This is a genomic window from Mycobacterium colombiense CECT 3035, from assembly GCF_002105755.1.
GTDB lineage: Bacteria > Actinomycetota > Actinomycetes > Mycobacteriales > Mycobacteriaceae > Mycobacterium > Mycobacterium colombiense.
In genome coordinates, this window is sequence record NZ_CP020821.1 from 2,298,050 (window position 1) to 2,323,111 (window position 25,062).

Sequence of the window (25,062 nt, forward strand, 5' to 3'; positions counted from 1 at the left end):
TCCGCAGCGCCGAGTCCGGCAACCTGGCTGGCGGGTGCTGCAGTGCTTGGCAACATAGCTGCGCACTATCGCCCCAGCGTATATAGTTATATCTTCAGCTTATTATAAGCGCGCGCGAGGAGTCCGGATGGCGAAGGTTTACACGAGTTGCCGGATCTGCGGACAGCGTTGCGGACTCACTGTGACGGTCGAGGAAAATCGCGTCGCCCACATTGGCCCGGACAAGCAGAACCCATTGTCCTGGAAGGACTTCTGCGTCAAGGGAAGAACCGCCGGTGAGCTCGTCCAACATCCCAGGCGGGTCGTTACGCCGATGCGTAGGGTCGGTGATCGCTATGTCGCAGCGACCTACGAGGACGCCTTCGACGAGATCGCCGACGCGCTTCGGGGTGTCATCGAGCGCGGCGGCCCAGACGCCCTCGGTTGTTATTTCGGTAATCCAATGGGCTACGACCCCGCAGCGATGACAGCCTTGAGGCGATTCATGGCCTCGGCCGGCAGCCACAGCATCTTCAACTGGGGATCCGTGGATACCAACGCGAAGGCCGTGGTCAATGGCGAAATGTTCGGTGTCACGATGCTGCCGTTGATACCGGACGTCGACGCCTGCGATTGCTTCTTGTTTGTCGGCACGAATCCCGCCGATAGCAAGCTGTTGTGGATCACCTCGGTTCCGAATGGCTGGAACAGGGTGCTCGATCGCGTGAAGCACGGCGCCGATCTAATCGTGCTGGATCCCTACCGGACCGCAACGGCATCAGCGGCGACCGCCCACTGGGCCACGGTTCCGGGCGAAGACTGGGCATTTTTGCTGGGGATGCTCAAGATCATCTTCGACAGGGGCCTCGAAGACAGGTCGGCTTGCGCAGCCGAAAGCGGGGTCGACGACTTGCGGCGACTCCTTGTCGGTATCGATGTCGAGGCACTCGCCCAACGGGCGGGTGTGCCGCCAAACGCGATTGAAAAGACCGCGGTTCGATTTGGCAGCGCCCGAAGCGCGATCGCCTTGGCGCGAACAGGAGTCTCACAGACCCGCCGTGGAACGCTCGCCCTGTGGCTCACCGAGGTGCTCAACGTCGTCACTGGAAACTGGGACCGCCCTGGTGGACGATACTTTCAGCCAGGATTCACGCCGCCCAGATTGCCGGCCTACGAGCCAGCTCCGCACGTCTCGAGGATCGCCCGCCGGCCGGCCATCGAAGGATGCCATTCTGTCGCCGAGCTCCCCGGGGAAATCCTTACCCCCGGCCACGGCCGGATCCGCGCTTTGGTGATGGCGTACGGCAACCCGGTGATCACTGGGCCGGAAGGGAATGCTCTCGACGAAGCGCTCGCAGACCTGGAACTCTTCATCGCAATTGATATGGTGCAGCGCGAGAGCCATCGGCACGCTCACTGGCTGATCCCGGGTACACATTGGCTTGAACGCGACGAGTTCGCGCCCTTCGCATCGATCACCCAAGAGGTGCCGTTCGCACAGTTCACTCCAAAAGCAGTGGATCCACCGCTGACCGTTCGACCCGAGTCGGCGTTCTTCGACGGCCTCGGGCGGGCGATGGGTCTGCCGGGATTCGGAGCGGATGACCCACCCTATTCGCTCCAGACAGCGTGCCGACGCGCTCTGGAACGCGGTGGGCAAATCACGTGGGAAGAAGTCATCACCCATCCGCACGGTGTCGTGCTCGGGGGTAAGACGTTCGGCCATGCTCGCAATATGCTGCGCACGCCGGATGGACGTATCCAGTTGGCGCCCAAGCCGTTTGTGGCGGAATTGGAGCGTCAGCTGAGGTCCCCAAGGCCCGCTCCACCGCCAGACCTGCCGCTTCAAGTTGGCAACCGCCGACGCCGAAGTTCGATGAACTCTTTCCTCAACGACCTGCCGGGGGCACGCCGGCTACTCGACCACAATCGAGTCGAGCTGAACGAACACGACGCGGCGCACGCCGGAATCAGGTCAGGCGACCTCGTGCGCGTCAGGTCCGCTACCGGGTCTATCGATTTGATAGCCGACGTGACCGATGCACCACGTCGCGGAGTCGTCGTCATCGAACACGGCTGGGGGTCGCGGGTATTCGACCCAACGGGTTCGGAACCGCCCGACGTCCTAGGGGCGAACCGGAACCTCCTCACTGCACGGACGGAGGAAGATCCCTTGTCACAGATGTCGGCCTTCAATGAAACGTGGGTGGCCGTTGAACCCGCCCCTAAGGTCAACACCGCGAATTCATGAGGCAGGATCCGTATCGGCGCGGGATTCCAGACCGCTGTAGGCTTGGTCGCAGCCAGTCGTGCGAGCCGACGACGGCGTGCAGCGCCGACAATCTCCAAGCTGAGCATCGGCTCCACCGGGCCGCTCCCCAGCGCGTCGCGTCGTGCGGATGACATCACGTCGAAACGCACCGATAGGAATCAACCCCGCCGAGCGGGCCCAAAATCGCGATGACGCCAGTTCGGCGTCAGAGCTGGAATTAATCAACCTTACAGTGTAATGTCGATATCTACGGATCCGATTACCGAGGAGATTGGCATATGACGCTGGCAGACCAGGCCGTCGCCGTTGAAGCTACGGACTCAGGACCGGAGAAGATCTGGGCCCACTCGGGTGACTCGCATGTCATGGAACCCGATGATCTATGGACGTCGCGGCTTCCCAAGCGGCTGGCAGACCGGGCCCCCAGGACCGAACGCGGCGAAAAATACGAGATCGCGTACGTCGACGGACAACAGATCAGCCGCCAGCTCAACGACTTCATGGATGCCATGCGGCCGCCCGGCTTCAAGGACCTGACGATTCGGTTGCAGGACCTCGACCAGGAGGGCGTCTGGTGCCAGCTCGCGTTCCCGTCGGCGGGTTTCTGGACCGTGAACATCAACGACCCAGAACTCGCGCGGGCCGTCGCACGTGCGTGGAACGAATGGGCACACGACGATTTCATGGCCGAGCAGAACCGCATCCTCACGCCGGCGATCCTGCCCCTCACCGACGCCGGCGATGCGGTCACGGAACTCGAATGGGCCGCCGAGCAGGGCTTTCAATCCGTGTTCCTGCCGTGCTCCATGCCCGACGACAAGGCTTGGGGCCTGGACTTGTGGGAGCCACTGTGGGATGCGGCCGACGCCGCCAACATGGTGCTCGCGTATCACATCGGCACCGGTCGCGAGAACGTCGTCTACCGCGGACCGGGCGGTGCCATCGTCAACTACATGGAAACCACTTATCCGGGTATGCGTGTGGTGTCTCACCTCGTGGCGTGCGGGGCGCTGGACCGCCGTCCCAACCTGAAGCTACTGATCGCCGAGGGCGGCGCTGGATGGGTGCCCGCGCTCGGTGACCGCCTGGACGAGGCATACCGCCAACATGGGATGTTTGTGCGCCCGCGGTTGAGCCGACTGCCCAGCGAGATCATGCGTCAGCAGGTTTATGCGTCGTTCCAGCACGACGTCAGCGCGGTGCAGATCATTGAGGAGACCCAGTACTTCAACGTGATGTGGGGCGACGATTACCCGCACCTGGAGGGAACATACGGGCACACTCAGGAGACCCTGCATCAGCTGTTCGACGATGTCGACCCCCGCATCGCTCAGCGTGTGCTGAGGGGCACCTTTGAGGAGCTGTTCACCGTCCCGCCGATGAGTGATGACAAGCGAGACAGCATCCGGCAGCAATAGCTCGGTGCTGCAGGTTGCCGACAACAATCGCGTCCGCACCCTTGCCCTCGACCGTCCTGAAGTCCTCAACGCTTTCAACGAGGCTCTTTATGACTCGATGTCCGAGGCACTGCTAGCGGCCGCCGCCGACCCAGCAGTCGCCGTGGTTTTGGTCACCGGTAACGGACGCGCGTTTAGTGCCGGCCAAGACCTCATGGAAATGCATGCGCGCATTACGGATCCGGGCTTCACCGTCGGTCAGCACAGCTTCGCCGGACTGATCGACACGCTGCACTCGTTCCCGAAGCCGCTACTCTGCGCGGTAAACGGAATGGGGATCGGATTCGGCGCGACCCTTCTTGGCTACGCGGATCTGGTGTTCATGTCGTCGACCGCCCGGCTGAAGTACCCTTTCACCAGTCTGGGCGTCGCACCGGAGGCCGCGTCGTCCTACCTGTTGCCACGATTGGTCGGGCGCCAGAATGCAGCTTGGCTGCTGATGTCGTCAGAATGGATCGACGCCCAGGAGGCGCTCCGGATGGGGTTGGTGTGGAAGGTCTGCAGGCCGTCGGAATTGCTTGCGGAGACACAACGGTACGCCGAAGTATTGGCTTCCCAACCGATCTCGAGCTTGATAGCAGTCAAGCGCACAATGAACGCATTCAACGCGTCTAGCGTCAATGGCGCCTTGGCATGCGAGATTGAACAATTCAAGCAGCTGATGGGCGGCCCAGCCAACACGACAGCACTTCACTCATTCTTCGCTGGGCGTTCCTAGCCCTGCAGTAATCAGGTGAAGGCGACGGCGTAGGGAGTCTTCGTCACCGGAGACCTCAGCAGGCCGCCATCGCGCACCTAATCAGCCGCCTAAGCTCCGCCGATTCAATATGTTTCGATCCAGCGAGGATATCGCCACCCAGACCCGTTGCTGAGGTGGGTGCGGGCCCAGGCGTCAAATACCCTTCAATGATTGGCCGCAGATGCTGTTGCTCGTCATGGTGAGCATAAGTGTCGAGCCATATTACGCATCGCCGCACCAGATCGGCCCGTAGCGGGATGTTGTTGGCAGCAGCAAGTTTGAGCAGAAGCCGAATCGCTGCGAATGTATCGCCGGCACCGATTGTGATGAAGACGCGGTAGCGTTCGGGCTCGCTCAGGTGCGGCTTGACCGCTTCAATGAAGGTCCATGCCAGGTTCGTTTCTACTGCGTTGCGCATTGCGTTCACCACCGCATCCCGAACTCACCGTCGCGCAAGCGGTGGCCGCGCCGTGCATGTCCGTCGGTTATCTTGACGAGTTCCCACGGGCAGACGACTCGGGAGGCGCCTTCGACCGTCCGCAGTTGAATCAGCACAGTGCCAACATCGGTGACGGTACCGATGCGCATACCCTCGCGAACCTCGTCGCCTATCTCAAATCGCACTTTCCCACACCCCTACGCGTTGCGCCGATGGGCAGCGCTGGACAAGGGCCCGTCGCAGGCAGCGAGAGAGCGCCGATCGAACCCCGCAGTCATCTCTGCCGTCTCCCGCTGCGACGCCTGATCTCTGCGACAAACAGACGTCCCTGGTCGTCGACAACATCCCAGGAAAAGGGACCGCGCCATTGCGGCGTACCCAGTGTGTGGACGGTCCGGCGCGCTTCTTGCTCGGAGCCAATATTTGCGAGCCGGCGGCCGTCGCTAGTGATCAGAGTCCACATGACTATCGCCGAATATCGTCCGCCATGGGGCGGCGGGGCGGGATGAGCGACGCCAGCGACGGCTGGCGTTTTGACGACCGCGAGAGTTGCGTCGCGGCCCGGTCGGTTTCTGCATGCACCGATGGTACAGCCATCAGGTATAATTATCTATACCATTTTTTGATGGTCCTCGCCTAGTGCTCCACGCGGAAGGCTTAGCGTGACGGTACCTGTGCCTGTTGCGTGACCGCGGACGCCAGGGCGTTCTTTGCCCGCCCGATCTCACTGCGCGCGATAGTGCGCATGTGCACTTCGTCGGGGCCGTCGAACACCCGCATGGCCCGATGCCAGCTATACAAGCGTGCCAACGGGAAATCGTCGGAGACGCCGGCTGCTCCGTGCACCCGGATGGCGCGATCGATGACATCGCAAGCCACCCGCGGCGCTATCGCTTTGATCTGGCTCACCAGCAAGTGCGCCGCCTTATTGCCATGCTGGTCGATGGTCCATGCGGCCTTTTCACACAACAGCCTTGCTTGGTCAATTTCGTTGCGAGAACGCGCGATCTGCTCGCGCACCACACCTTGCTCGGCCAGCGGCCTCCCGAAAGCAGCTCGCTTTTGCGCGCGGTCCACCATCAATGCCAGCGCCCGCTCAGCCGCGCCCAATGCCCGCATGCAATGGTGGATGCGGCCTGGGCCCAGCCTGGCCTGGGCGATCGCGAATCCCGCTCCCTCCTCACCAAGCAAGTTGGTCGCCGGCACACGCGCGTTGTCGAAGACGATCTCGCAGTGCCCGTGCTGGTCCTGCCAGCCGAACACCGGGGTGGAACGCAGAATGGTCACGCCCGGGGTGCAGACCGGCACCAGCACCATCGACTGCTGACGGTGGGTCGCGGCATCGGGATCGGTACGGCCCATGACGATCAGGACCTTGCAGCGAGGGTCGGACGCGCCCGTCGTCCACCACTTGCGGCCATTGATGAGGTAGTCCGCGCCGTCGCGAACTATTGAAGTTTCGATATTCCGTGCGTCGCTGGACGCTACCGCAGGCTCGGTCATCGAAAAGCCGCTGCGGATCTCACCCGCGAGCAGCGGGTCCAACCACTGCCTCCGCTGCTCCTCCGTGGCGAATAGGTGCAGCGTCTCCATGTTTCCGGTATCTGGAGCCGCGCAGTTCGTCGCTTCCGGAGCAATGTCCAGACTCCACCCGGTCAGCTCGGCCAGCGGCGCATATTCCAGGTTGGACAGACCCGACACGGCAGGCAAAAACAGGTTCCACAATCCGCGCTCCTTGGCCAGGGCCTTGAGCTTTTCGACGATCGGCGGGACCGTGTGATCATCTTGGCCCGCCTTTTGCCGGTACTGGAGGTAGCTTTCCTCGGCAGGGAAGACGAACTCCGTCATGAAAGCGGTAAGCCGCTGGTGATAATCCCGCGCCTTAGGCGACATCGTGAAATCCACTGTGAACTCCCTACGTTGGGCGATAGGCGGTTAACCGCGCCGTGACCGCAACCTTGCCGTTTTGACCTATCGCCTCGGCATCGGCTACAGAAACGGATGATCCGACGTGTACGGCGGTGCCGCTGTAGCACGAGTCACCCCCGGCGACAAACGGGCGCAAAAAGTTGACTTGAAGCGATCCGGATCGGAAGTCGTCATAGCCGGTGGCCTCCGAGATCGCCGCGGCAGCAGCTAATTCCAGACCTGCCGCCGCGATACCGCCGTGCACATTCGCGACGGCATTGAACACCATGGGATCGGGTAACTGTCTGAGGACGGTAGGTGCGGACTCATTGCGAGTGGGCCTCACCGACATCAGGTCAGCCAACGACGTCTGCGGGGTCTTCACCAACACTTCCGTCGGCCGGTGTGTCGCGGTTACCTCGCCCGATATGAACACCGATCGCACCGTGGCGACACCGATTGCGACAGTTCCGGAAGTCAATGTGCAGGTGGCCAATGCGTTGGTCTCGGTTGCATAGAGCACGCGGGCATCGGCGACAACGTGACGGCCGGGATCGGTCTCAAGGGTTGGCTGTGCATCGGCATAGAACTGGATATTGAGGTCCGACGTGACCGGCCAGCGCTGGCCTCGACACGCATAGGTGGCCTTACTGCCGGCATCGTCGACGAGCACAGCGATCGGCGCGAGGCTCGAGACGTTGGTCACGGGATTGCGCATCCCGGCCAGCGCAAGGCGCGTGACCGCCCTAGCGTCATCCTCGCAGTAGTCCAGCGTCTCGAGGCCAAACCGCCGCTGCACGGCGCTCTCAGTCCGGATATCGAACCCGCCCGTTGTGTCAGCTGCGGTCACGTGCTCAATGCTCCCGCCAATTTCATCTTAACTATTTAACCATATATGCGGGAGGCGAAGCCGACGCCGGGCCGCTAGTCGCGGCGCCGCTTGCGCGGAAGGACAGCAAGCCCTCCAGGTTTGGGCGCACGGCTCTTCGCCAGATCGCGGATCTCGCTACGTCGCGCCCAGCAAAGAGAGGGACCTCAGATCTTGCTATCGTCAGGTCGGGCGCCCCGCCCACCGAGCCACCTGGATGACAATGACTTCACTGCGTGAACGCAATCGCTCCCGCGCGAAACGAGATATCGGGGCCGCAGCGCTGACCTTGTTCGAGGAACAGGGCTACGCAGCCACCACCGTGGAACAGATAGCGCGCCGCGCCGGCCTGTCCCCAGCCACGTTCTTTCGCTACTTCGGATCCAAGGAAGAGGTGCTGTTCGTCAACGAGCAGGACGCGGTCGACGGCCTGGTCGCGGCCGTCGCCGCTCGGAGGGACCAGGCGCAGACACTCCAGGCCCTGTCCGCTCCGGTCGTGGCGTTCGCCCATGACTACCTGAACGATGCCGAGGCCGAAACTCAACGCGTAACCCGCCTGGTGATGACCACCCGCGAGCTCGAGGCGCGCAGCATGCACATGCGACTGCGCTGGGAGCATGCACTGGCCAAACAACTAGCGTCCGAGCAGGGCAAAGAGGTCGAGGCCGCCGACGTGTTGCTGGCCAATCTGGCCATCTCCTGCCTGGCCGCGGCGCTTTGGCAGTGGCAGTCGGCGACCGATGCGGTTGACGTCGCAGACGCGACCCGGCGCATGTTCCAATTAGCCGCCACCGTCTAGGTTTGCGAGATTCTCTTAATTTGATAGATTCTCTCACAGAGATCGTGAGAGGACCGACCAATGGCGTTGATTGAGAATTCCGTAGGCACGCTGCCCTACCGGATGACGGACTTCGACCAGCACTCATACGAAGCCGAGGACGCATTCACCAGGTTCATGCCGAAGGACAAACTCCATACGGCGGTGCGAACCATCAAGGCTGCGGGATACGACCGAAAGGTGCTGCTGGCCAACGACAGGATTGTGACCGCCCTGGAAAACGACCTCGACGAGGCGTATGTGCCTGGTTCCCTCGTCGAGATGCTGAAGCAACGCGCCTCCGGCGAATCCAGCGATAGCGAGCGGTTCTACGAGCCCATCCAGGACGAGTACCGCGACCGCGATAAGCGACTGATCCAGCTGTCCGAGCAGCAGATCGAAAAGTCCATCATGTATCCCGGCGGTTGGGGCCTGCTGGCCGAGGCATACCTCGACGACACCGAGGTGCTCTACGACAATCTGCGCGCGTTCAACAGATGGATCGATGAGGACTGGGGTTTCGAGTACAAAAACACCATCTACGCTCCAGCGATGTTGTCGATGCGTGATCTCGAGCGCTCATGTGCCGAATTGGACCGAGTTCTCGATGCGGGCGCACGGTTCATCCTGCTACCCGCGGGCCCCGCTTACGGCCGCTCCCCCGGCGACCCGTACTTCGATCCATTCTGGGCACGCATCAACGAAGCAAAAGTTGTTGTCTCCTACCATATTTCGGAGTTCTACTATCAAGCGAACGTCGCCGCCGACTGGGGCTGGAAGCTCGGGCCGCCTTTCCAGTTCTCGGCATGGCAGTGGCAGAATTCCTATGGCGAGCGACCGATCACCGACACTTTGTCGGCGCTGATTTTTGACAACCTGTTCGGTCGCTATCCCAATATCAAGGTGCTGGTGAGCGAGTTCGGCGCCGAGTGGGCTCCGCACTTCGTCCGGCACATGGACAAGAGCCGTGGCATGGCACGCGGCGGAGTGTGGCTAGGAGGCCAGCTGACGGAACGGCCAAGTACGATTTTCAAAAACCATGTGCGAGTGGTTCCTTACCCCGAGGACGACACACCATCACTCGCGGAACGGCTCGGTACCGTCGACTGTCTGGTGATGGGCTCCGACTGGCCGCATGCCGAAGGGCTGCGCGAGCCGGCCGATATGTTCACCCGCGTCGAAGGGCTCGGAGACCAGCAACGCAAGGCTTTCTTGCGTGACAACGGCATCGCGCTGATCAACGGGTCCTGATTGGTGCGTGGTGTCGAATCGGTTCGTCTTGGGTGTCAGGAAAGAACTTCGACCAATGTCGAGTCTGACTCCCCGACCATGTAGCTCTCCACGGCCTCCAGATGACGGCGCCAATGTTTCTGGGCGGTTTCGATTTCGCCATCATTCAGAAGCTTGACCAAACGCACGTATGCCCGATGCGCCTGTTTGTTACCGGCACTGGCAAAACCGCGCGGGTGCGTGGCGATGAAAACCGCGTTGTGCGCCTCGATGATCTGGAACAACATCTTGCTCAGCGCCGCGAGTGTGGTGCTTCCGGCCGCCTCGACAATCGCCAGATGAAAGTGCACGTCCTGTTCGGCAAACGCCTCTTCGTCCTCGATGATCCGCTCAGCATCCTGGGCCAAGCCATCCAACAGGCGTACCGCGGCCTTGCGACGACCGCTGCCGAGCATTCCGACCGCCGAAACCTCGATCTCGGTGCGCGCACGATAGACGTCGCTGAGCGGAGTGCCTTGGTACTGCAGCAAAATACCCATATAGCGTGCGGCGACGGCCCCGTCCGGCTCCAGCACTCTGCCGCCGCCGCGTGCACCGCGCAGTACGGTGATGATGGCCTCCGACTCGAGGATCCGGAAGGCCTCGCGCAACGTCGGGCGGGAAACACCGAACTCCTGCATCAACACGGCTTCGTTTGGCAGCAATTCGCCCGGCTGCAGCGCGCCGGTGACGATTCGGCGGCGCAAGTTAGCGGCAACGAGTTCGCTAGCTTTGGGAACCTTGACGACTGAGGATTTTCGCATCGGTGGTACACCGCTCCTCTCAGTTCCCCGGTCTTCAACAGCTAGTAAGCATGCATATAATTGTGATGATTCAACTTATATTAGCGAGTGCGCACTCACCTCGCGGGGTCTGTCGTCAGATCACCGCCTCGGCGCGCCATTGCTCGATCTGCTCGATGCTAAAGCCCAGGTCGGTCAGGATCGTATCGGTATGGGCGCCGAGCGTGGGCGCCGGCCCACGGATTCGACCCGGGGTGTGGGAGAGAGTAACAGGGAAATCAGCGATGGGGGCCGGGGCCGGCATGCCCGGGTACGGTACCTCGACGAGGTGCCCGGTAAATCGCACTTGCGGATCTTCGAGCACCTCCTCAGGCCGCAGAACCGGGCCAGCTGCGATGCCGGCACGGGCGAGCTCGGCCATGACTTTCTCTGTCGTTTGGTCCGAGCACCAGGCGGCGAAGAGGAGCGAAAGCTCTTCGCCGTTTCTTCCTCGCTCGGTATCGCTGGCATATCGGTGGTTGCCTAGCAGATCATCGCGGCCGATCAGCGCGCACCACCGTTCGAACTGGCGATCGCCGACGACCGATGCCATGACGAATCCATCCTTGGTGGCAAAGACGTCGAACGGCCCCGACGTCTGGCCGCGGTTTCCTGTCGGCTGTCGCCGAACCCCCAGCACCTGCGCCTCGACGGTTTCCCGATTGCCCATCAGCAGACCGGTATTGAGCAGCGACCCATCGACGTGCTGGCCAAGTCCCGTACGCTCCCGCGCCAGCAATGCGGCGAGCGTGCCGGTCGCCAAGAGGCTACCCGTCGCAAAGTCGATATAGGGCACCCAACAGCGGGTCGGCATTCCAGGCTCGCCGGACAAAGCGATCGCTCCACTCATCGCCTGGATGGTTCCGTCGAATCCGATTCGATCCGCGTAGGGCCCGTCGTCTCCAAACGCCGTGGCAGTCACCAGCACCGCGCCGGGGTGCCGGGCATGCAAGCTCTCCCAGTCGATCCCCATCCGCCGCCTGGTTTCAACGGGCAAGTTGGCAACCACGACGTCGGCGGTGCCGAGCAAGGCTTCTACGATTGGTGCTGCCTCTGCCCGGTGAGACGCCAACGTGATGGCGCGCTTACCCCGGTTGCAGACCAGATACATCGCGCCCGACCCGTCGTCTGCCACCGGAGCGATGTAGCGGTCATCGCCACCACCGGGCCGCTCGATACGGATGACGTCCGCTCCGAGATCCGCCAAAAGCGCGGCACACCAAGGGCCGGCGACATGCTTGCCGAAATCGAGCACTCGGATCCCGGACAGTACGTCGGTACCTGAGGCGTGCCCGTTCCCAGACTCAGTCGTCACGACGCGGCACCTAGCTCATGCCGATGAGCTCGGCAATGCGTTCCCGGTGCGCGGCGGGAGACCCGAACAGCACCTCGGAGCTCTTGGCCCGCTTGAAATAGAGATGCGCTGGGTGCTCCCAAGTGAATCCGATGCCGCCGTGCAGTTGGATGCTCTCTGCGGCGATGTGGTAAAACGCTTGAGAGCAATACACTTTGGCGATCGATGCCGCTGCGGACGCATCTTCTGCACCGGCGGCGATCGCCGCGCTGGCATAAGCGGCCGCAGACCGTGCCGATTCCAATTCGACGAGCATATCGGCGCAGCGGTGCTTGACTGCCTGGAACGACCCGATGGCACGCCCAAACTGCTGACGCACCTTGAGGTAGTCGACGGTGGATTCGAGCACGGCCGCGGCGGCGCCCACTTGCTCGCACGCCAACGCGACGATCGCCCTGTCGAATACTTGTGTCAGCGTCGCCCACCCGGCTCCGACATGACCGACGAGTACCGCTGGGCAGTTGTCGAAGGTCAGCGACGCCATGGGTCGAGTCAAATCCATCACCGGCAGCGATTGCACGGTTAGTCCTTGAGCCGGAGTCTCGACCGTGAACAGCGACACGCCGCGATCGGTGCGGGCAGCAACTACGACCAGTCCGGCTTGAGCCCCGCTGAGCACAAACCGTTTCACGCCGGTCAGCACCCAGTCCTGCCCTGCGCGCGCGGCCGACACCGAGATGTCCGATTCCGTCCATGCGGCGGAGTCTTCGCTGACCGCAAGGGTGGCCACCGTGGAACCTTCGGCGATGAGGGGCAAGTAGTGCTCGCAGGCCCGATCATCGCCGGACAGCAGCAAGGCCGACGAGGCCAGCACTACGGTAGGCAATACCGGCCCGGTGAACAGCACACGACCAGTCTCTTCGAGCACCACCGCAAGTTCGTCAAAGCCGTACCCCGCACCGCCGAACCGTTCGGGAATGGGCAGCGCCTGCATGCCGATCTGTTCGGCCGCGGTCGCCCACGCCTGTTGGTCATAGCCGAGCTCGGTGTCCACCTGGCTACGCACGTCGGCTTCCGTCGAGTACTTCCCCAGAAACGCACGCATGACGTCGCGCAGCGCCTCCTGCTCTGCGGTCGTGATCAACGCCATTAGCCGCCCTGCCGTTTGTTGTCCGTCGTGTTCAACGCACGGGCGAAAGCAGCACCGCCCCGCCCGGAGAAGCTAAATAGTAACATAGTTTAACTGATTAGTCAGATACGGGGCATCCCGAGAACGCGCTCGGCGATGATGTTGCGTTGGATCTCAGAAGTACCGCCGTAGATCGTTTCCGCGCGGGACAGCAAGAACAGCTTGCGCGCCTCCCCGGCAGCCCCAGCCGACCCGTTGTACACGGCGTCTTCACCGTAAATGTCCATAGCCAACTCCCCCATTCGCTGATGATGCAGAGAGGCGAACAGCTTTCCGCCGGTCGCGACGGCCGCGGTGGCCCGGCCGGGCGCGGCGGCAGCATCATCCAACAGATCGCTGACGACGCGCAGGTTAGACGACCGCATGACACTGACACCGATGTAGGCATCGACGAGCCGCTGCCGAATCCAGGGATCATCGATCGCACCCGAACGCTTCGCGGTTTCGATCAAATCGCTGACTTCGCGCTGCATCGCCAGCTGCATCGGCATCAGGGCGCTCCCGCGTTCCATCCCCAACGTGGTCATGACAACGCGCCAGCCATTGCCGACACCCCCGACAACCATGTCGGCCCCTGTCCGGGCATCACTGAAAAAGCACTCGCTGAATTCGGTTGAGCGTGCCAGGTTTTCGATCGGCCGCACCTCGACACCGGGCTGATCCACGTCGACCAGGAGCAGGCTCAACCCTTTGTGTCTCAGCGTGGGGTCGGGATCGGTGCGGCACAGCACATACAACCAATCCGCGTGGTGACCGAACGTGGTCCACACCTTCTGACCGTCGATGCGCCAGGTGTCATCGTGCCGCGATGCCTTGGTGCGCACCGCCGCCAGGTCAGAGCCGGCTCCCGGCTCGCTGAAGCCCTGACCCCACATCTCCTCGACCGCCAGGATCTTCGGCAAAAAACGTTGCTTTTGCTCCTCGGTGCCGAACGCGAGCAGCGTAGGTCCGAGAAGTTCGAGCGCCTGGGTATTCACGCGCGCTGGAGCTGCGGCGCGGGCGTATTCGTACTCGAAGATGATCTCCTCGGCTAGGCCGGCGCCGCGACCGCCGTACTCACGCGGCCAGCGCAGACCGAGCCAATTTCCCGCCGACAACTCGCGTTCCCACGCTACCCGCACATCCCAAGCGGTGTCATCGGTGGGACTACCGATTCCGCGGTGCTCGGCGAACTCACCGATCAGATGCTCCGCCAGCCAGGTGCGAACCTCGTCGCGGAAGTCACTGTGAGCTGGTGCGATATCGATGTCCATGGCGGCCTTAGTAGTTCAGCGGCGAGTATGGGAGAAACGTCGGCGGTCGCTTCTCAGTCAGACTGGCAACTCCCTCGGCGAAGTCGGGCTGAGCCTTGGCCAAGCCGAGTAGATACTGGGCGCGTACCCGGGCGGACTCCATCGTTGATTCGCAGTCTCGCCAAATCTGCGACTTGATCATCGCCATGGCGACCGGCGACACGGTCGACGCCAGCTGGTGGCCGAACGCGACAGCGTCGGCGAGGACTTCGCCCGGCTGCGAGAGGCGTTGCACCACACCGAGTTCTGCGGCCTCTTCAGCCAGAAAGACACGCCCGGAGGCCAGTAGGTCGAACGCGTGGGCGGGCCCGGCGAGCCGAACCAGCATCCAGGCGCTGGCGTCTTCGGCGGGCAGCCCGCGTTTGGCGAAGGCGGTGCTGAATTTCGCGCCGGCGACGGCGAAACGGTAATCGAAATTCAAGGCCTGGACCAGACCGATGCCGGCACACGCGCCGTTGATCGCGCCGATGATCGGCTTGGGAATAGTTGTGGCGTATGTCTGCGGCCGGCGGTTGACCGCGTAGCGCTTGCCACTCGAAACGTCGGCCAGGACAGCGGGATCCAGCCCGGGCACGAACGAGTCGCCGTCGCCGGTGACCACAATGACCCGCACCGCATCATCGGCCGCGGCGCGATCCAACGCGTCATAGAATTCGGACTCCATCTGGGCAGTCCACATGTTGCGTCGCTCCGGACGGCTTAGCGTGATGACGACGGCTCCGGCGTCGTCAACGGCGTAACGAACGGTGTCAGCCATCGCCACTCCCCCAGGATCCACAAACGTCGGGCATGGTCGCGTTTTTCGAGGAGGTGAACTGCGGCGCGCGCTTCGCGAGGAACGACTGCGCTCCTTCGGAGCAGTCAGCTTCGCGGCCCATCCACCGGAACACTTCCCACTCGCGGTAGAACGCCGCCTCGCGGTCCGTTTCGCCGAGCATTTCGTACAGCAGCTGCTTGGTCACCCCGACCGAAGCAGGCGAGGTGTTCTCCGCGATGTCCCGCGCGATTTCGGTGGCGCGCGCCAACACTCGGTCACCCGGGACCGCCTCGGTGGCGATGCCAAGCGCATGCGCTTCCGTCCCGCTGAACAGCCGGCCGGTCAATAGCAGCTCGAGCGCGCAGGTCGCTCCCACCAAGCGGGGCAGCAGCCACAGTGAGTTCTGCTCGGGGGTCAAACCCCGGCGGGTGAACACGAAGCCGTACTTCGCGTCGGCGTTGACAATGCGGATGTCCCACTGCAACGGAAAGGTCAAACCGATACCGACCGCCGACCCGTTGAGTGCACCGATGATGGGTGTGCGCATGCGCCATGGGCGCGGGCGACCGGCCATCGTCGCCCGCGCACGTCTGTGTTGGGCATCGTCAAAGGCGAAAGTGGCGCCACCGGGCTCCAGGTCGGCGCCAGCGGAGAACAACCGACCCGCGCCGGTAACCACGATGGCGCGGATGTCGTCGTCACCGTCCAAGGCATCGAGCTGGCGATGCAGCTCGTCCTGCATGGCCGCGGTGAATGCGTTTCCCCGCTCCGGGCGGTCCAGCCAGACTGTGCCGACCCGGTCGGCGCGCTCGACGCGAATTCCGTCGATCGTTTCAGGCACGCGGTTTGCCCGAACCATCGGAATTGGGCCTGGCCTCGACCAGCAGGCTCGGAATCACCTCGCCCAGTTCGGCGGGATCCCACCGTGCGTCGCGAGTGATCCCTGGTCCGGCCACCCACCCTTCAGCGACGGAGATGGACCCGCCTTTCACATTGAATACCCGCCCGGTGACGCCGGCCGCCTGGGCCGAAGCAAGCCAAACCACCAGGGGGGCAATGTTGGCCGGGGAACCCGCGTCGAAGCCGGTCCTCTCCTTGATGTCAGCCATCGCCGCGACGTAGGCGTCCAGGCCCTGGGTCATCTGTGTCAAAGCACTTGGGGCAATGGCGTTTACGGTGATGCCAAGTCGGGCCAGCTCGTCGGACAAGATGACGGTGAACGCGGCGATCGCCGCCTTGGCCGCTCCGTAGTTGGATTGGCCGACGTTTCCGTAGAGACCAGACGGCGACGAGGTGTTGATTAGGCGCGGATTGTCGACCGGAGTGCCGGCTTTGTGCTGCTCGCGCCAGTACGCCACGGCATGCTTGGTCGGGGCGAATGTTCCTCGCAGGTGTACCTTCATCACCGCGTCCCACATGTCGATGTCCATGTTGACGAACATCTTGTCGCGCAGGATGCCGGCGTTATTGACCAGGACATGAAGGTCGCCGAATGTCTCGAGGGCCGTCTGGATCAGCCGGCCTGCACCGTCCCACTCGGAAATATCGTCGTTGTTGGCGACCGCTTCGCCGCCGGCCGCCTTGATCTCGTCAACGACGTCGCCCGCGGGACCAAGATCGTTGACGACGACTTTGGCCCCCTGGCGGGCGAATTCGAGCGCGTGCTCGCGTCCGATCCCACCGGCGGCGCCGGTGATGATAACGACCCTTCCGTCGTGTAATCCCATTGAGAGTCCTTTCTTGAGTTCAGCGCGGTGGACCAAACACCGCCCGTGCGTTGGCACCTAGATAGCCGACTTGCGAATCACCTGACAGCGGTAGGCCCCTACCCTCGGTCACCGTGCGGTCGAAGGGCAGGATCGGGTAGTCGGAGGCCCACATCAGTTTCCGCGGATTACGTCGCTCCGCAAACCGAATAACCTCCTCGGGGACGTATTTTGGTGCCCACCCCGCCGTCATCGCGTACACGTTGGGGTGCTTGAGCAGCATTGCGATCGTTTCCGATATCCACGGGTCGCCCAGGTGGCTCATCACGATCTTCAGGTTCGGAAAGGCCAGCGCGACTTCGTCGACCAGGATGGTGCGCTGCAGCTTGGCCGGCTTCATCGGGCCGGGAACGCCGACGTTGATGGAGACGACCACGTCCTCGTCGCACGCAGCGGTGTAGAGCGGGTAGGCCAGCTTGTCGTCGATCGCGATGCCGGTGAACATCGGAATGATGCGCACGCACTTGATCCCATACTCGTGCACGGCGATTCGCACATGACGGGCGGCCTCGTACCCAAGCCTGGGATCTATCCCGACGCTCGTCACGAACCTGCCGGGATGGTCGGCCTGTATCCCGGCGAGACGCTCGCAAGTCTCGCGCAGCACCGTCTCTCCCGTTTTCGTACCGTGCACGAACGGCGGAGTGATGTCGCGCGGCGCCTTGGACAACACACCGCCGCCGATGCCGAGCCGATCCATTTCGGCGATCACGTCGGTCATCGTCTCGCCGCCCTCGTAGGCACTGTTGCCTCGTTTGAACCGCGCCACCACCGAAGGGTCGGGCGTGACTTCGCCGGGCAAGTACGGCAAGTTGATCCAGGCGTCGAAAACGTCGGCGGAATCGATGCTGTCGTTACTCATCTATCTCTTTCTCAACGACCCACGTAGTGGGGCTGACGCTTCTCCTTCATGGCCGCCAGCGCTTCCGCCGCATCCTCGGTAGCGGCCACGACAGCGAAGTGCGACGAAATCATGTCCAGCGCGGTGCGCAGGTCGACCTCGGCAGACTGATAGGTGGCGCGTTTGATCATTCGCACCGTGACCGGCGGCTGGTCGGCGATGGCACGCGCGAACCGTTGGGTCTCCTCGGCGAGTTCCTCCGGCGCCGCCAATCGGTTGACCAGACCTATTCGGAGAGCCTCTTCGGCGTCGACGAAGTCGCCGGTGAGCAGAAGCTCCAACGCCTTGGAAGTTCCGACAATCCGCGGCAGGTAATAGGCACCCCCGTCGCCCGGAGTCAGACCCACTCGGACGTAGCCCTCACTCACCCGTGCCGTAGTGGACATGATCCGCAAATCGCACATCAGCGCCATGTCCAGCCCAGCACCGACGGCGACTCCATTGATCGAGGCGATCACCGGTTTGTCCAGGTCGGCCATGGCCAGCGCAACCTGATGAATCTCGTCGTGCAGCTGGCTCTTGCGTTGAAGCGGGGTCAGGTCGGGGTTGGCATGGGAGATCGATGACAGGTCGACCCCGGAGCAGAACGCTTTGTCGCCGGCGCCCGTCAACACGACTACCCGCACGGTGTCGTCGTCTTTCGCGGCACGCAGCAGTCGCACCCACTCGCGGATCATCGGGAAGGTGAACGCATTGCGCGCGGCGGGACGATTGAGCCGGATGATGCCCACCCCGTCTGTCACTGACCACTGCAGGTCGTCCAAGCGACCCCTCCTTCGAAGACGCAGATGAAACCGACATGTCATCCGGAATCAGTTAGTTAATTTATATTATAACGAGGCCATGATGCGCTGCGAAGAGCCCACGATTTGGCAACTACGGCGCTAAGCACCGACTCGGTGCCAGCTCACGTGCCTGCGCTGCCGCCACGGCGAGACCTCCGCGTCGCCACGCACATGGACGGCGAGACGCCATCTCAAGACGTAGACGATGACGCGCGGCATGTAGTTTTGCGGCCGCGCAGACTCCTCGTTGGTTACGCGAGAGCCGAGTAGTGCCGCCATCCGCCTATCCTTCGATCAAATCACCAGCATCGTCAGCGCCGCCTTCGCGAATGGCCTCAGCCGAACATCTTCGGCACCGACACTGCGCATGCTGGGTGGTATTCCTATAATCAGCTAACTCATTATACTATACGCCCATGGCCTCGTTCTCAGACGGCTTCGCGTCGTTGCCGCTATCGGACGCCGATCGTCACTTCCGCGATGAAGTGAGGACCTGGCTCGACGAGCATCTCGTCGGAGACTTCGTCGGAGCTGCCGACCGTGGTGGCCCTGACGACGATGACAACTGGGAGCTGCGGCGTGCCTGGGAACGCGAGCTCGGCGCGGGTAACTGGCTCGGGTTGTCCTGGCCTGTCAAGTACGGCGGTCGTGCCGCGCCGATGACCCAGGAAATCATCTTTGCGATGGAGTGTGCGCGGGCTCAGGCACCACCGCGGGCGGCGTTCCACGGAGAGACACTGATGGCCCCGACGGCATTGGCTCATGGCACCGAGGAGCAAAAGCAACGGCTCCTGCCGCCGATGGCCCGGTCAGAAATCGTCTGGTGCCAAGGGTATTCCGAACCGGGGGCCGGATCGGACCTAGCTGGAATCGCTACCCGCGCCCAGCGAGATGGTGACGATTGGGTGGTCAGCGGACAGAAGATCTGGACTACATTCGCCCAACACGCCGACTGGATCTTCGCCATTGTCCGCACCGAGCCCGGATCGACCCGCCACGCGGGGCTTTCGTACATGCTCATCCCACTCGACCAACCCGGTGTTCGGATCGTCCCGATCCGCACGATGCTGGGAGACAGCGGCTTCAACGAGGTGTTCTTCGATGGTGCCCGCACATCGGTACACAACGTGCTCGGCGACGAGGGCAGCGGTTGGACTGCGGCGATGACGACACTGGGGCACGAACGCGCGACGTCGGTGCTCAACTACCAGTTTTCCTTCGTCCGCGAGATGGCAGAGCTTCGCAAACTGGCGCGTCGGCGGGGCGCCGTCGACGACCCGATCGTGCGCCACCGGCTGGTCGATTCCTACATCGGGCTGCAGATCATGGCCTACAACAACCTGCGTTCGTTGTCGGCGGCGCTGCGCGACGGCAAGTTCGGCCCGGAAGCGTCAATCGGGAAGTACTACTGGTCGAAGTGGCATCAACAATTCACCGAAGTGGCCATGGACGTCCTCGGACCCGATGCTCTTCTGAGCACGCAGTGGTGCTCGGGCCCAGACCCCACATCGGAGAGCGTGCGGCGGGCATTCATCCGCGCGCGGGCCGAGACTATCTATGCCGGCACAAGCGAAATCCAGAAGAACATCATCAGCGAGCGTGTTCTGGGATTGCCACGCGAGCCAAAGGTGACGTCGTGACCGGACCGTTAGCTGGTATACGGGTTCTCGACCTGAGCCGGATCCTTGCTGCTCCCTTGACCTCCCAGCTCCTCGGCGACATGGGCGCCGAGGTCATCAAGGTGGAGCGACCGGGGACCGGCGACGATGCCCGACAGTACGGGCCGCCGTTCTTCGGTGACCCGGATGACCTGCAGTCCGGCTTTTACCTCAGCGCCAACCGCAACAAGCGCTCGATCACGATCGATCATTCTCGACCCGAGGGTGCCACACTGATCGCCGAACTGGCTGACAAGTCCGACGTGCTCATCGAGAACTTCCGCAGTGGTGTACTCGCGAAGTATGGGCTCGATCACCGGAGCCTACGCGTCCGCAATCCACGCCTCGTCTATTGCTCGGTCACCGGCTTCGGCCAGGACGGGCCGTACGCGCAACGTGCTGGCTATGACGGAGTTTTCCAGGCGATGAGCGGCATGATGAGCGTCTCCGGGATACCGGATGGTGAGCCGGGCGCCGGGCCGATGAAGGTCGGGGTGTCGATGGTCGACGTGTTGACCGGTTTGTATGCCGCGTCTGCCATCCTCGCCGCGTTGTATCACCGCGACAATGTCAGCAGCACAGGACAAGTCATTGACTTGGCGTTGTTGGACTGTGGGGTCGCGTCCCTCTCGCACTATGTGCAGAACTATCTGGTATCGGGTGTCGCGGCACCGCGCCGAGGAAACGGCGGATTTGGCGGCATCCCGTCACAGGCGTTCATGTGCGCCGACGCCGAAATCTTCGTCGTCGCTTCCACGCCTCGGCAGTGGGCCGGCCTGACCAAGGCGCTCGGACGGCCAGAGCTGGCGACTAACCCGCGGTTCGCCACGGTGTCGTCCCGAATCGCCAATCGTGATCTCGTGCTTGCCATGCTCAACGACATCTTCGTCCAGCGCGACGCCGCACACTGGATCAGCAGACTCGAGGACGAGGATGTTCCGGTGAGCCCGGTCAACACCATGGACGGTGTGTTCGCCAACCCGCAAGTGCAACACCGGAACTTGCGCCGCACGGTGTCGACCGGCGAGAAGGGTGTCGCCGATCTGCTGGCCAATCCGATCCGGTTCTCCGACACGCCTTTGGATTCCTATGCTGCGCCGCCGCGGCTGGGTGAACACACCAACGAGGTGTTGGCGTCGGTGCTGGGAAAATCCGATGCCGACGTCGAGAAATTACGTGCATGCCAAGCGATTTAGAGATTATGTCCATCACCTTCAGGAAGGTCACCATATGAACACCTCCACCCTGGCCACGTCGGGCCGGTCGGGCACCTTCAATCAGCGCGCGTTGGCTTCCGGCCGCGATTTCGACCCGCGCGACTTCGTCACCCAAGATTCGATCCTCGGGCTACAGCGAGAAGCGGGGTATGTGTGGGGGACCCTGCGCGACGAGGACGGCACGCTCTACAGCGTCATGCGTCGTGTCGCGCAGGCGACCCCGGGCGCCCTCGACGATGGCCGAAGTTCTCTGAGTGGCAAGCTGATTGTGCTCGCCACGGGTACCGGGCGCGAAGGGATGCAACTGCGCAAAGAGCCGCGCTTCGCGGTGGACAGTGCCGCGACCAAAATGGAATTGACCGACTCTGACACCGCCACGCTGGCATCGGTGCCCGACGCCGAGGGGCAGCCGATGCGGCTGGTGCTGAATAAAGAAAACTTCAGCTACCGCGAGGAGGGTGTCATCGATGTGGAGGGGACCATGGCGGTTCCCCCGCTGCAGTGGTATTTGCCGGGCCGCGACGCGTCGCTGTTGTACCTGACCCAGACGTGGTTGGTTGACGGGCTGATCTTCGGGAAGCCGGCTCGGGGATTCCTCTTCTGGGAGGAAGCGTGGATGTATCCCGGCGGCCAGCTTTACCGAACCAAGGACCCCCTGCACGACGCCGAGTACCTCACTTGGTACTCGTGGGCAAACCACTGGGACGACGGAACCTGTGAAGTGGGCCATTTCCTGTTCGGACAGCGCGATTTTCACGTGGGCGTCACCGCGCACAGCGACGGCACCGTCACGTCGGCCACCTCGATGGACATCGAGATCACCCGCGCCGCCGACGGTTACTGGCACGACGAAATCGCCTACACGATCGATGGTGTCGACTGGGTCTGCGAACCTGATCCCGAGGGGCACATGCGCGGTTTGGGTCAGATGCCCAACCCGCAACAAGAAGGACGTATCCACCGTGTCGATGACTCTCGGCGGCCGGACGTCTGGATGGCATGGGGCGAAACGGTGCCGGCGGCGGGCAATTCGCGTCGCAGGTGATGCGGCCCGATGACCGGCCACCCCGTCGACGGCTATGCCGGATACCTGTCGCACGCGGCCGCCCGGTGGCCGGCCCGTATCGCGCTGCGGTTTGAGGGCCGCGCCTGGACGTACGCGGAGTTGGAGTCCGCGACCGAGCGGGCGGCCAGCAATCTGCTGGCCGCCGGCATCGGCCGTGGCACCACAGTCGCGTTACTGATGGAGAATTGCCCCGAATACCTCATTGCACAGTTTGCGCTCGCGCGGCTGGGGGCCGTATTCGCCACGCCCAATCCCTATTGGACCCCCACCGAGATCGCGCAAGCGCTCGACGTGGCGGCGGCGACGGCTGCGGTGTATGCCGATCGATTCACCCACGAGGCCGCCCATCTGCAGATCGGGGTGCCGGCACAAATTTTGACGGCCGGAGGCGCAGCACGTCGCGCAGCGGGACACCTCACATCGCGCGATCCCCTTTATGTTCCGTTCTCATCGGGAACAACGGGGACGCCCAAGGGCGTGCTCCACACCACCGCAAGTCTTTGCGGCGGTGTCGAACAACTGCGGCACCATCTCGGGCTCTCGGGCGATGACCGGGTCGCGATCGCGCTGCCGCTGTGCCACATTTTCGGGGCCACGATGAGCGCGTCGGCGTTCAGCGTCGGCGCAGAGGTAACGCTGTTCCGCCGCTTCGACCTCGACGAATCACTCCGTCATATCGCGCAGGCACGAGTGACGATCTGGCCGCTCGCCGGGGCAGCGGCTCATCGCCTGGCCCAGCGCGACGATCTGCGGGTCGAGGACTTCTCGTCGTTGCGCTTCTTCATGTGGGGCGGCAGCCCGATACCGGTCGGCCTGGCCGAACAGATCACCGCCCGCACAGGCGTGCGGTTTTTGTGCTCCTACGGGATGACCGAGGCGATGATGGTGGCGTTCAATCCAGTCGACGAGCCCGAGCGTTGGCGGCTCGACTCCCCCGGATATCCCACCGAAGGGACCGAGTTGCGACTTACCGCCACAGCCGAACTCGAGGTGCGCGGGCCGAGCGTCGCCGCGGGCTATGCCGGCATCGACTCGCCGGCGTTCCTGCCGGACGGCTGGTTCGCGACGGGTGACGTGGCCGAGATCGCGGCCGACGGCCGCCTGCGGATCGTCGATCGCGTCAAGGATGTCTTCAAGGTCTCGGGTTTTCAGGTGTCACCGGTCGAGGTGGAGCGGGTGCTGGCGGCTCACCCGGCGGTGATCGAGGCCGCGGTGGTCTCGCGGTCCGACGACCGCACCGGTGAGGCGGCAGTGGCGTTCGTCGTCGCGCGGACGCCCGACCTGTCCGCCGAATTGCTGCATGACTGGGTCAGAACCCGGCTGGCCACGTACAAAAGGCCCCGCGAGTACCGTTTCGTCGCCGATCTACCCCGCACCGTTGGCGGCAAGCTCCGCCGCGGTGAGCTTCGATCGCGGCTGATTGCGCCCGAGGGTCAGTCCATCAATTCATAGATTGTCGCGTTGGCGGTGCCGCCGCCTTCGCACATGGTCTGCAAGCCGAACCGGGTGCCCGTGCGCCGCAGCTGGTGAACCAGTGTGGTGGCCAACCGAGCACCCGAACATCCCAGCGGGTGCCCGAGCGCGATCGCTCCGCCCAGCGGATTGACCCGGTCGCGCGGCACGCCGGTGGCCGCCTGCCATGCCAGCGGCACCGACGCAAAGGCCTCGTTCACCTCGAAGACGCCGATGTCGTCGATCGACAACCCGGACCGCTTGAGCGCGAGTTCGGTTGCCGGGATGGGGCCGGTCAGCATCTTGACCGGATCGTCACCGGCACACACCGCGGTGTGGATCCGGGCAATCGGTGTCATCCCCAACTCGGCCGCCCGCTCCGACGTGGTGATGAGGACCGCGGCGGCCCCGTCAGAAATCTGCGACGCGTTGCCAGCCGTGATCTTGCCGTTCTCGACGAAGGGAGCTTTCAGCGTAGCCAGCTTCTCCACCGTCGAACCGCGTCGGACACCCTCATCCGCCGTGAGCTCCCCGCCCTCGATCGGCACCGGGATTATCTCCTCGTCGAACAGCCGGTCATCCTGCGCCTTTGCTGCCCGCTCGTGAGATTCAACCGAGTATTCGTCGAGCTGTGTGCGCGACATCCCGTACTGCTCGGCAATCAACTCCGCGCCAGCACCCTGGTTGAACCGGCCGTTGAAGCCCGGGGCCGTCAGCGCGTCCGCGTACCGGTCGACCGCTGGTCCGCCCATCTCACCCGTGCCCGCGACCGAGGCCGCACCCATCGGCACCCCCGACATCATCTCGACGCCGCCGGCGACGACAACGTCAGCCTGCCCCGAAATAACTGCGGCCGCGGCGGTAGAGATGGCCTGCTGCGACGAGCCACACTGCCGGTCAACGGTGAATCCCGGCACTGATTCCGGCCAACCCGCAGCCAGGACCGCCATCCGGCCGATGTTGCCCGACTGCTGGCCGATGCTGATGACGTTGCCCCAATGGACATCGTCGACGAGTGCTGGGTCCAGGCCGGCCCGCGCCGCCAGCTCGTTGAGCACCAGTGCGGATAGTGCAACCGAGTGCACCTGCGCGAGTGCGCCGTTGCGTTTGCCTATTGGTGACCTCACCGCAGCGGTGATGACCGCGTCCCGCATC

22 protein-coding genes are annotated in these 25,062 nt (G+C 63.3%); 9 read left to right on the forward strand and 13 right to left on the reverse strand.

Annotated features, from left to right (window positions below):
- Window positions 1–127: 127 nt before the first annotated feature.
- The 3 genes from B9D87_RS10530 (at window position 128) to B9D87_RS10540 (ending at window position 4,426) form a co-directional block, all read left to right on the forward strand.
- Window positions 128–2,230: a molybdopterin-containing oxidoreductase family protein gene (locus B9D87_RS10530; protein ID WP_007769965.1), complete on the forward strand. Its 2,103-nt coding sequence runs from the start codon at window positions 128–130 to the stop codon at window positions 2,228–2,230.
- Between the two features lie 299 nt (window positions 2,231–2,529).
- Complete coding sequence (locus tag B9D87_RS10535; RefSeq protein ID WP_007769964.1) at window positions 2,530–3,669, forward strand: amidohydrolase family protein; 1,140 nt, start codon at window positions 2,530–2,532, stop codon at window positions 3,667–3,669.
- Window positions 3,638–4,426, forward strand: coding sequence for an enoyl-CoA hydratase/isomerase family protein (locus B9D87_RS10540; protein WP_052002441.1), 789 nt, complete (start codon window positions 3,638–3,640; stop codon window positions 4,424–4,426). The genes B9D87_RS10535 and B9D87_RS10540 overlap by 32 nt, the downstream gene beginning before the upstream one ends.
- 55 nt (window positions 4,427–4,481) lie before the next feature.
- On the opposite strand, the gene B9D87_RS26845 is transcribed toward B9D87_RS10540, so the two are convergent.
- The 3 genes from B9D87_RS26845 to B9D87_RS10550 form a co-directional block, all read right to left on the reverse strand.
- On the reverse strand, window positions 4,482–4,865 hold the full coding sequence (locus B9D87_RS26845; protein ID WP_148664695.1) for a hypothetical protein: 384 nt from the start codon (window positions 4,863–4,865) through the stop codon (window positions 4,482–4,484).
- Window positions 4,866–5,543: 678 nt separating this feature from the next.
- Window positions 5,544–6,779: an acyl-CoA dehydrogenase family protein gene (locus B9D87_RS10545; RefSeq protein WP_040630018.1), complete on the reverse strand. Its 1,236-nt coding sequence runs from the start codon at window positions 6,777–6,779 to the stop codon at window positions 5,544–5,546.
- 22 nt (window positions 6,780–6,801) lie between these two features.
- Window positions 6,802–7,644: a hotdog fold thioesterase gene (locus B9D87_RS10550; RefSeq protein ID WP_007769961.1), complete on the reverse strand. Its 843-nt coding sequence runs from the start codon at window positions 7,642–7,644 to the stop codon at window positions 6,802–6,804.
- 235 nt (window positions 7,645–7,879) lie between these two features.
- Between B9D87_RS10550 and B9D87_RS10555 the strand changes: the two genes are divergently transcribed.
- Window positions 7,880–8,461: a TetR family transcriptional regulator gene (locus tag B9D87_RS10555; protein WP_238553396.1), complete on the forward strand. Its 582-nt coding sequence runs from the start codon at window positions 7,880–7,882 to the stop codon at window positions 8,459–8,461.
- Between the two features lie 60 nt (window positions 8,462–8,521).
- Window positions 8,522–9,730, forward strand: coding sequence for an amidohydrolase family protein (locus B9D87_RS10560; protein ID WP_007769959.1), 1,209 nt, complete (start codon window positions 8,522–8,524; stop codon window positions 9,728–9,730).
- Window positions 9,731–9,765: 35 nt separating this feature from the next.
- Here the strand turns inward: B9D87_RS10560 and B9D87_RS10565 are convergent, their stop codons facing one another.
- The 9 genes from B9D87_RS10565 to B9D87_RS10605 all read right to left on the reverse strand — a co-directional run bounded on the left by B9D87_RS10565 (window position 9,766) and on the right by B9D87_RS10605 (window position 18,493).
- On the reverse strand, window positions 9,766–10,512 hold the full coding sequence (locus B9D87_RS10565; RefSeq protein ID WP_007769958.1) for a FadR/GntR family transcriptional regulator: 747 nt from the start codon (window positions 10,510–10,512) through the stop codon (window positions 9,766–9,768).
- Window positions 10,513–10,627: 115 nt separating this feature from the next.
- The gene (locus tag B9D87_RS10570; RefSeq protein ID WP_238553395.1) at window positions 10,628–11,785 is read right to left on the reverse strand and encodes a CaiB/BaiF CoA transferase family protein; all 1,158 of its coding nucleotides are present in this window, start codon (window positions 11,783–11,785) and stop codon (window positions 10,628–10,630) included.
- A gap of 70 nt (window positions 11,786–11,855) precedes the next feature.
- On the reverse strand, window positions 11,856–12,974 hold the full coding sequence (locus B9D87_RS10575) for an acyl-CoA dehydrogenase family protein (protein ID WP_007769956.1): 1,119 nt from the start codon (window positions 12,972–12,974) through the stop codon (window positions 11,856–11,858).
- A 101-nt stretch (window positions 12,975–13,075) separates the two neighbouring features.
- The gene (locus tag B9D87_RS10580) at window positions 13,076–14,266 is read right to left on the reverse strand and encodes an acyl-CoA dehydrogenase family protein (protein WP_007769955.1); all 1,191 of its coding nucleotides are present in this window, start codon (window positions 14,264–14,266) and stop codon (window positions 13,076–13,078) included.
- A gap of 7 nt (window positions 14,267–14,273) precedes the next feature.
- Entirely contained in the window at window positions 14,274–15,062 is a 789-nt protein-coding gene (locus B9D87_RS10585) for an enoyl-CoA hydratase-related protein (RefSeq protein WP_040630014.1), read from the reverse strand.
- Complete coding sequence (locus B9D87_RS10590; protein ID WP_007769953.1) at window positions 15,055–15,903, reverse strand: enoyl-CoA hydratase-related protein; 849 nt, start codon at window positions 15,901–15,903, stop codon at window positions 15,055–15,057. The genes B9D87_RS10585 and B9D87_RS10590 overlap by 8 nt, the downstream gene beginning before the upstream one ends.
- Window positions 15,896–16,789 (reverse strand): SDR family oxidoreductase, encoded by an 894-nt coding sequence (locus B9D87_RS10595; protein WP_007769952.1) that lies wholly within the window; start codon window positions 16,787–16,789, stop codon window positions 15,896–15,898. Before B9D87_RS10595 ends, B9D87_RS10590 begins: the two co-directional genes overlap by 8 nt.
- A gap of 19 nt (window positions 16,790–16,808) precedes the next feature.
- Window positions 16,809–17,690 carry an amidohydrolase family protein gene (locus tag B9D87_RS10600; RefSeq protein ID WP_007769951.1) on the reverse strand — a complete coding sequence of 294 codons (882 nt, stop codon included), beginning with the start codon at window positions 17,688–17,690 and terminating at the stop codon, window positions 16,809–16,811.
- 11 nt (window positions 17,691–17,701) lie between these two features.
- Window positions 17,702–18,493 (reverse strand): enoyl-CoA hydratase/isomerase family protein, encoded by a 792-nt coding sequence (locus tag B9D87_RS10605; protein ID WP_007769950.1) that lies wholly within the window; start codon window positions 18,491–18,493, stop codon window positions 17,702–17,704.
- A gap of 437 nt (window positions 18,494–18,930) precedes the next feature.
- Here B9D87_RS10605 and B9D87_RS10610 point away from each other — a divergent pair, with 437 nt between their 5' ends.
- The 4 genes from B9D87_RS10610 to B9D87_RS10625 are packed head-to-tail and all read left to right on the forward strand — an operon-like array spanning window position 18,931 to window position 23,907.
- The gene (locus B9D87_RS10610; RefSeq protein ID WP_007769949.1) at window positions 18,931–20,154 is read left to right on the forward strand and encodes an acyl-CoA dehydrogenase family protein; all 1,224 of its coding nucleotides are present in this window, start codon (window positions 18,931–18,933) and stop codon (window positions 20,152–20,154) included.
- Entirely contained in the window at window positions 20,151–21,368 is a 1,218-nt protein-coding gene (locus B9D87_RS10615) for a CaiB/BaiF CoA transferase family protein (protein WP_040629671.1), read from the forward strand. Before B9D87_RS10610 ends, B9D87_RS10615 begins: the two co-directional genes overlap by 4 nt.
- Window positions 21,328–22,434: a hypothetical protein gene (locus B9D87_RS10620; RefSeq protein WP_238553394.1), complete on the forward strand. Its 1,107-nt coding sequence runs from the start codon at window positions 21,328–21,330 to the stop codon at window positions 22,432–22,434. The genes B9D87_RS10615 and B9D87_RS10620 overlap by 41 nt, the downstream gene beginning before the upstream one ends.
- A gap of 9 nt (window positions 22,435–22,443) precedes the next feature.
- Complete coding sequence (locus B9D87_RS10625) at window positions 22,444–23,907, forward strand: class I adenylate-forming enzyme family protein (RefSeq protein ID WP_007769946.1); 1,464 nt, start codon at window positions 22,444–22,446, stop codon at window positions 23,905–23,907.
- On the opposite strand, the gene B9D87_RS10630 is transcribed toward B9D87_RS10625, so the two are convergent.
- Complete coding sequence (locus tag B9D87_RS10630) at window positions 23,889–25,061, reverse strand: thiolase family protein (RefSeq protein WP_007769945.1); 1,173 nt, start codon at window positions 25,059–25,061, stop codon at window positions 23,889–23,891. The genes B9D87_RS10625 and B9D87_RS10630 overlap by 19 nt on opposite strands.
- Between the last annotated feature and the right edge of the window lies 1 nt (window position 25,062).